The sequence below is a fragment of the Cohnella baijiui genome (assembly GCF_020731285.1).
Taxonomy (GTDB): domain Bacteria; phylum Bacillota; class Bacilli; order Paenibacillales; family Paenibacillaceae; genus Cohnella.
In genome coordinates this window covers 20253-27211 of sequence record NZ_JAJFOW010000062.1, presented here as the reverse complement: position 1 = coordinate 27211, position 6959 = coordinate 20253, and the positions used below count along the sequence as shown (strand labels likewise).

Genomic DNA, 6959 nt, shown 5'->3' with positions numbered 1-6959 from the left:
CCGGCACGGCCGCCGGCTGCTGCGCCGCGCCGCCCAAACGCGCCCGGCGTGCGGCCGGTCCGAGGCTCGCGCTCGGCGACGCGCACGCTGCCGCTCTGGCCGATCGCGCGGCGCTCGATGCCCATGCCGATGCCGCTCTCGATCACGCCCAGGTCGCCTCGGTCCTTCGGCGCGACAAACGTGATCGCCACGCCCGATTCGCCCGCACGGCCCGTCCGACCGATGCGGTGAATATAGCTCTCCGCATCCTGGGGCACGTCATAGTTGAATACGTGGGTGACGCCTTCGACGTCGAGGCCCCGCGCCGCGATGTCCGTCGCCACGAGCAGCTGCAGCCGCGCTTCGCGGAACTTGCGCATGACCTGCTCGCGCTTCGCCTGCGACAGATCGCCGTGCAGCTCGTCGCACGCATACCCCATCCCCTGCAGCGCCTCGTTCAGCGTGCTCGCCCGTCGCTTCGTCCGGCAGAAGACGATGCCGAGATACGGCTGCGTTTCCTCGATCATCGCCACGAGCGCCGACTGCTTGGCCCGGTCGGTCGTCTCGATGACGAGCTGTTCGGTATCCTTGACCGTCACCTGCTTGGCGCGCACGGTCACTTCCTCCGGTGAACGAAGGATGCGGCCCGCCAGGCTGCGGATCTTGTCCGGCATCGTCGCCGAGAACAGCATCGTCTGCCGGTCTCGCGGCGTCTGGCTCAGGATATCCTCGACCTCGCCCAGAAAGCCCATGTGCAGCATCTGGTCTGCCTCGTCCAGCACCAGCATGCGCACGTTGGAAAGCCGCACCGTCTCGCGGCGCATATGGTCGAGCAGCCGTCCCGGCGTCGCAACGATCAGATGGACGTGGCCCTGCAGCTTGTGCAGCTGCGCTTCCACATCCTGACCGCCGTAGACCGGCAGCACGCGCACGCCTTCATAGGCGGGCAGCAGCTTCCGAACCTCTTCGGTGATCTGCAGCGCCAACTCGCGCGTCGGCGTCACGATGAGTCCTTGCAAATAGGGCGAATCCGCCTTGATCCGCTCCAGGATCGGGAGGACGAACGCCAACGTCTTGCCCGTACCCGTCTGGGCCTGGCTGATGACGTCCTTGCCCGTCAGGGCGATGGGGATCGTCTGCGCCTGCACCGGAGTCGGCTCCTTAATGCCTAATTGCTGAAGCAAAGCCGAGCAGCGCTCGGCAACGCCCAATTCCTTGAAACTTGCCACGATAGCACCTCATTTGTATGCACGGCGACATGCGCCGCATTCGTATCCCTATCGTACCACATTCGGCGCGATTTTCCTCGGCGGATTCGGCGGGCGTTCCCCCGGGCGTTCTTCCCGGCAAAAAACCCCTTTCACTCGTCGCCGAGAAAAAGGGGTTTGGATATGCGCCGCACCTGATTAGAGGTAGAACACCAGCGCGATGACGATCGCCAGCAGAATCCGGTAGATCGCGAACGGCACGAGCTTGATCCGGTTGACCAGCGACAGGAAAAAGCGGATCGAGAAAAGCGCCACCACGAACGCCGCGATGAAGCCGACGATGAAGTACGGCAGCACGTCGCCGGTGATGTACTTGTAGTTTTTCAGAAGGGTGAGGGCGCTCGCCCCGGCCATGATCGGCACGGCCATAATAAACGTGAAGTCCGCCGCTGCGCGGTGGCTCATCCCGAGCAGAACGCCGCCGGAGATCGTCGAGCCCGAGCGCGAGAAGCCCGGCCACAGGGACACGCACTGCACCAGACCCATGCCCAGCGCCTGCTTGTACGTGATCTGGTCAACCGTGTGCGCGGTCGGCCGGCGCGGGCCGAATTTGTCGGCTGCGATCATGAGAAGCGCGCCGAGCACCAGACCAATGAGCACCGTGCCGGTGGAGAACAGATGCTCCTCGATAAAGTTGTCCAACAGCAGCCCGAGAATGGCGGCCGGAATAAGCCCGACAATGACCTGCATCAGCTTGAGACGGCCGCTGCCGGTTTGCGCCCACTCGCCGGTTCCTTCGACGCGGGCCTCCTTGGCCGCGGAAGCCGCCGTCATTCGGCGCAGACCAAGCAGGTCGAGGAATCTCCGCCAGAACAGCACGACGACCGCCAAGATCGATCCGAGCTGAATGACGACCTTAAACGTGACGGCAGGCTGCTCGCCCAAGAACTTCGCGGACTTCAACCACATATCGTCGACAATGATCATGTGTCCCGTCGAGGAGACGGGTGCGAACTCGGTCAAACCTTCAACGACGCCCAGAATAACGGTTTTTAAGAATTCCCACAATTCCATTCGTATGATCTTCTCCTTATCCACTCTTTCTTTTCGTACTAAGTTTATATGGTAGAGACCAGCCTTGTCGATTCTAACATGCAATTCTTAAGAAATTATGTCTTCGGAGCTAGCTTCTTAACTTGTGAAAAAAAGGAAGCCCCGGTCCGGAGGACCAGGGCTTGGTTTTCGCGTAGGAATTTAGCGGAACAGGAAGCTGTTCGCGGCCCGCCGCCGATCCTTCATCAGGCGCTCCTGCTCATACTCATGCTGGATGGCGCTCCGGATGCGGTTCGCGCACGCGGTGCACAGCTTGTCTCTGCGGATCGACGCCGCGCACAGATCGCATGCATCCGTCAGATTCGGATACTCGTGCAGCCGGATTTTCCCTTTGCGGATCCAGCTGCGGATGCGCTCGGGACGAAGCCCGGTCCGGGCCGCGACTTGGTCCGTATCGAGCTTGCGGTCGCGCCGCAGCTCCCGCTCGATCGCCGCCAGTTGGGCGTCCTCCGCATCCGAACACGTCGTGCACATCCCGCGCATATTTTTCTGGAAGACTTGTCCGCAGCCGGGGCAGTGTGCGATACGCAGATCTACGGCCATGTCCTTGCCCTCCTGGAATTACCGTTTGGATAGATCTATTTTACTATGAAATATAGGGATATTCACCTACTTATTTCGGTTTTCTAGCCGTTTTCCGCGCACTAAATCTCCCGAATCCATTGATATGCTTCGCCTTTTAGGTTCCAACGCGGTTAAATCGGTCTATAGTCCCTATTTTGCTGATACAGCCGTACATACGCATCCTCCTATTCTCTTCCTCACATCGCCTGTGCAGTATCTTTTTCCGCTCATCGTCCCTCCGCCGCCAACTTATCCTCATGTACGGAGTTTCTTACCGCTCATCGTCTCTCGGACGCCTTCTTCTCCTTATGTACGGAACTTCTTTCTGCTCATCTCCCCTCCGTTGCTGTCCATACCCGCATGTGCAGTATCTTTTTCCGCTCATCTCCTCTCGGACACCCGCTTCTCCGCATGTAAGGAACTTCTTACCGCACTTCACCACTTCATCGCCGCACAGCCCGCCTGTGCAGTATCTTTCTCCCCTCATCGTCCCTCCGCCGCCCGCTTCTCCGCATGTACGGAATTTCTTCCCGCTCATCGTCTCTCGGACGACTTCTTCTCCTTATGTACTGAACTTCTTACTGCTCATCTCCCCTCCATTGCTGTCCATACCCGCCTGTGCAGTACCTTTTTCCGCTCATCCTCTCTCCGCCGCCAACTTATCCTCATGTACGGAACTTCTTACCGCTCTTCGCCACTCCATCGCCAACCAGCCCGCATGTGCAGTACCTTTTTCCGCTCATCCTCTCTCCGCCGCCCCCTTTTCCGCATGTGCGGAACTTCTTACCGCACTTCGCCTCTCCATCGCCGTCCAATCCGCCTATGCACTACTTCTCCCCATCTCCCAAAATAAAAAGAGCCTGGCGCCGGCCCCCTCTCCTGAGGTCCGATCGCCAAGCTCTTTCGCGTCGCGTCGCAGAAAGAAAGCTGCGCCCGCCCGCCTTCTACCGCCCGTCATCCACCATCCGCCTTCTCAGGCGAAAAAGGTCTGCGGGTACTTCAGCTCCCCAACCGTGCCCTTGCGCTCGTCGCGCATGCGAACCAGCTCGCCTGGGGCCAGCTCCCGCACCATGAAGACTTCGTCCGGCACGACGAACTGCATGAGCACGAGGCCGTGCAGCCCGGCGGGCTCGAAGCCGAAGCGCGGGTAATACGAAGGGTGACCGATGAGCAACACGAGCTTGAAGCCGAGGGCTTCGGCCCGGGACAGCCCTTCGCGGATGAGATGCCCGCCGATGCCTTGGCGCTGGTACGCGGGGTCGACGCCGATCGGCGCCAGCACGAGCACCTCGGTCGGCTGGTCGAGATCGTAGACGGCCGCCTTGCTGATCAGCGCGTGGCCGACGACTTCGCCCGTCTCCTCTTCAACGGCGACGAGCGACAGCTCGGGCACGTAGCCGTCCGAGACGCGGATTCGCTCCACGAGCTCGGACTCCTCCTTGCGTCCTCCGAATGCCCGGAGGTGCAGTTGGTAGATCTGCTCGCCGTCGCTGGCCGCTGCGGTACGAATCTGGATCATGAAGGCCTCCTTTTTCGGTCGGGGTTTGGTTGGTCCTCTCCCGCTTCCGTCTCGGCGCGCGTCCGCCCCTTCCGGTGGCGCCCCGACGGCCGGAACAGGCCGATTTGTTGCCTCGTTCCGTTCGCGGTTTCTCTTGCTCCTTACAGCTTGCTCCCGTGATTCTCTCTCTATCCGTTGGCGGCTTTAGCCGCCTCTCTCTTTGTTTCTCTTTCTCTCTCTTTTGCTTTCTAACCTTTTCGGTCTCCCGGGATTTCATTCGCTAGAACGAACGCTCGGTCTCTCGTTCCCTTGCGTCGTTCTAGCCCACCTTTTCCCTCGTTCCCTTGCATCGTTCTCGCTGATCCTAGGATCTCCCGCTGCCACCGCAGCTCCATCGAAGCCTTCCTACCCGGCTTCCCTTCTGTCGCTGCCGCCAACCTCTCGATCCCAGCTTGCGACCCTCGCTCAGCCCGACTAGGCGCTCAGCACGGTCGCGGAGCCGCCCTGCTGCAGCTGGTACATCCCGTAGTACTTGCCGCCGAACTGCATCAGCGTCTCGTGATTGCCGCGCTCGACGATCTCGCCGTGATCAAGCACGAGGATCTGGTCGGCCTGGCGGATCGTCGACAGCCGGTGGGCGATGACGAACGTCGTCCGCCCCTTCTTCAGTACGTCGAGCGCCGCCTGGATGATCGCCTCGGTCTCGGTGTCGATGCTCGCCGTCGCCTCGTCCAGGATGAGGATCGCCGGATCATAGGCGAGCGCGCGGGCGAACGAGATGAGCTGCCGCTGGCCGGCGGACAGCGTGCTGCCCTTCTCGATGACCGGCTCGTCGATGCCGCCCGGCAGGCTCATGAACATGTCGTACGCGCCGACGTCCTTCAGCGCCTGCACGACCTTCTCCCGGCTGATCGCCGGATTGTCGAGGCTGACATTGGACGCGATCGTCCCCGTGAACAGGAACGGATCCTGCAGCACGATGCCCATATGCTCGCGCAGCTGCTGCTTCGGAATGTCGCGCACGTCGCGGCCGTCGATCTTGATGCTGCCGTGCTCGATGTCGTAGAACCGGAACAGCAGGTTCAGGATCGAGCTCTTGCCGGAGCCCGTGTGGCCGACGAGCGCGACGGTCTCCCCTTGCCGCGCGTGGAAGTTGATGTTTTTTAGCACGTTCTCGTTGTTCTTGTAGGCGAACGTGACATCCTCGAACGTCACCTCGCCGCGATAGCGCGCCATCTTGCCGTTGTCGACATCGACGCCCGGTTCGTCGAGCAGCGTGAACACCCGCTCCGCCGACACGCGCGCCGTCTCGAGGTTCGCCAGCTGGTTGACGATGCCGACGATCGGCTGGAACATCCGGTTCATATAGTCGACGAACGCGTACAGCACGCCGACCGAGACGGCCGCGCCGAGCCAGTCGCCCCAGAACATCCACACCACGCCGATGAAGATGATGTTGCGGACGACGTTCACCAGGTTGTGCGAGGTGACGGAGTTCAGGCTCAGCAGCTTCGTCTGGTAGGTGAAGTACTCCTGGTTCAGCTCGCCGAACTCCTCGACCGTCTTCTGCTGGCGGCGGAACGCCTGGATGATCGGCATCCCCTGGATCGATTCGTTGATCATCGCGTTGATGTCGCTCAGCTTGGCCCGGATGACGTTGTTGAATTTCCCCGCGTATTTGCGGTACAGATAAATCCAGATGCCGAGCAGCGGAATGAGCGGCAGGGCGATCAGCGCGAGGCTAGGATCCAGCAGGAACAGCGCGCCGAGGATGGCGACCATATAGATCGTGCCGGAGAAAAAGTTCGCGAGCACCGCGACGAACAGCTCGCGGACCGCCTCGGTGTCGTTGGTGATGCGCGAGACGACCTTACCCGCCGGCAGGTTGTCAAAGTAGTTGACCGGCAGCCGCTGCGTATGGGCGAAGACGTCCTCGCGCATGCGCTGCACAATCCTGTTCGCGGACGTCTGCAGCAGCAGCCGCTGCCCGTAGGTGAAGCCGGCCGCGAGCACCAGCAGGCCGAAGTAGGAGCCTGCCAGCGTGAGGATCATCGGGATCTCCGGCTTGTAGAAGGCGAACAGCTCCTCCTTCGTCAGTCTGGTCGCAGGGTAAGTTTGCGTACGGCCGTCCTCCCGCGACGTGATCGTCATCTGGCCGTCCGCGATTTTCCGCTGGCCGTCGAACGCCAGCTCGCTGGCGACCCAGTAGTAGCCGCGTCCTTCCTGGAGGACGTGGACCGCCCGGTCCGGCGTGCGCGGAGCGGCATCCGGCAGATGATCCTCCCGCACGTACCATTGCCCCTGGTGCGGTACGGCGTACTTCTGGTCGGCGTCGACCCGGTACCACGTTTTCTCGATGCCGAGAATGTTCTGGTCGATCATGCGTTTGGCGAGGAACGGGCCGATGAGCTCCACGCACACGGCGAGCAGCAGCAGCGCCAGCGCGGCGAAGATCGGCTTCTTGTAGATCATGGCGTATCGGAACAATCGCTTGCCTGTCATAGCGGTTAAACACCTTCATTTCCTAGTAAGTAAAAACGGTATTGCCATCTTCACGGTGGAAGGCGACACGTTTTTATTGGAGATGGACCCGCAGT

At 61.2% G+C, this 6959-nt stretch carries 5 protein-coding genes; all 5 read right to left on the bottom strand.

Features of this window, described 5'->3' with window-relative positions:
• Positions 1–1208: DEAD/DEAH box helicase (locus LKX83_RS30340; protein WP_227886743.1), on the bottom strand; the 1208-nt coding region annotated here is incomplete at its 3' end.
• Positions 1209–1385: 177 nt separating this feature from the next.
• On the bottom strand, positions 1386–2261 hold the full coding sequence (locus tag LKX83_RS30335) for an undecaprenyl-diphosphate phosphatase (RefSeq protein WP_304518359.1): 876 nt from the start codon (positions 2259–2261) through the stop codon (positions 1386–1388).
• A gap of 180 nt (positions 2262–2441) precedes the next feature.
• On the bottom strand, positions 2442–2843 hold the full coding sequence (locus LKX83_RS30330) for a hypothetical protein (protein ID WP_227886742.1): 402 nt from the start codon (positions 2841–2843) through the stop codon (positions 2442–2444).
• A gap of 994 nt (positions 2844–3837) precedes the next feature.
• Positions 3838–4383, bottom strand: coding sequence for a GNAT family N-acetyltransferase (locus LKX83_RS30325; protein WP_227886741.1), 546 nt, complete (start codon positions 4381–4383; stop codon positions 3838–3840).
• 453 nt (positions 4384–4836) lie between these two features.
• Positions 4837–6864 (bottom strand): ABC transporter ATP-binding protein, encoded by a 2028-nt coding sequence (locus LKX83_RS30320; protein ID WP_227886740.1) that lies wholly within the window; start codon positions 6862–6864, stop codon positions 4837–4839.
• Between the last annotated feature and the right edge of the window lie 95 nt (positions 6865–6959).

What these genes read in the sequence shown, in the direction of transcription:
- LKX83_RS30335 (WP_304518359.1), bottom strand. Translation starts at nt 2,261, where the DNA reads ATGGAATTGTGGGAATTCTTAAAAACCGTTATTCTGGGCGTCGTTGAA.
- LKX83_RS30330 (WP_227886742.1), bottom strand. Translation starts at nt 2,843, where the DNA reads ATGGCCGTAGATCTGCGTATCGCACACTGCCCCGGCTGCGGACAAGTC.
- LKX83_RS30325 (WP_227886741.1), bottom strand. Translation starts at nt 4,383, where the DNA reads ATGATCCAGATTCGTACCGCAGCGGCCAGCGACGGCGAGCAGATCTAC.
- LKX83_RS30320 (WP_227886740.1), bottom strand. Translation starts at nt 6,864, where the DNA reads ATGACAGGCAAGCGATTGTTCCGATACGCCATGATCTACAAGAAGCCG.